At 65.4% G+C, this 848-nt stretch carries 1 pseudogene; it reads left to right on the top strand.

Features of this window, described 5'->3' with window-relative positions:
- Positions 1–848 (top strand): annotated as a pseudogene (locus EN750_RS36785) (AsmA protein); the annotation flags it as partial.

Genomic DNA, 848 nt, shown 5'->3' with positions numbered 1-848 from the left:
CGACAGCGCCGTGCTCAAGGGACTGGCGAGCCGTGCCGCAGCCTATCCCGAGCTGTTCCAGGATGCGCGTGTCGACCTCGTGGCGAGTGCGGCCGACAATGGCGACGGCACCACGGGCCTGGCGGTGAGCGGACAAGGCAAGGCCGGCGGCTCGGCCTTTTCCGCATCGCTGTCGGGAAAGGGGGCGGTGGACAAGCTTCTCGAAGCGCCGGTGGCGCTTACCTTCAATGCCAAAAACCCTGATGCCACCACGCTGCTGGCCCTCTACGGCCTGCCGGCACTGCCGCTCGGCATGCTGGGCGAGGCAAGCACCGACATTCAGGCCAAGGGAACGCTTGGTGGCGGCCTGACGACGAATTTCAGCCTTGCCGGCAACGACTTCAAGGCGGGTTTCGAGGGGACGATCGCCGATACGCCGCAAGGCTTCGCCGCCAAGGGCAAGCTCAGCCTCGATGCCGCCGACATCGAGCCATGGCTGATGACGACAGGTATCGGCCTGCCGGGCATGGGGGCGGGCATGTCGACGTCGTTTTCGGCACAGGGCGACTATGGCAACGGCCTGCTGGTGCTGGACGAACTCAACGGCGCCATCAACGAAGCGGCGGTGTCCGGCGACGTCAATATCGATGTAAAGGAGGGGGTCGACGGCAAGGCCGGCGTGCCGCATCTGGCCGGGGCGCTGATGCTCGACGAACTCGACCTCGATCCGATGGCGGTGGCGCTGTTCGGCGATTCCGCCTTTCTTGCCGACAAGGAAGAAACCAATAAGGGTGGCGTGTGGCCGGCGACACCGTTCAGCCAGAAATCCAACCTGCCGTTCACCGCCGACCTAGACCTGACGACGGCAG

It is taken from the genome of Mesorhizobium sp. M7A.F.Ca.ET.027.03.2.1, from assembly GCF_003999175.1.
Taxonomy (GTDB): domain Bacteria; phylum Pseudomonadota; class Alphaproteobacteria; order Rhizobiales; family Rhizobiaceae; genus Mesorhizobium.
The sequence above is the reverse complement of the archived record's forward strand: the minus strand, read 5'-3'. Positions and strand labels throughout refer to the sequence as shown.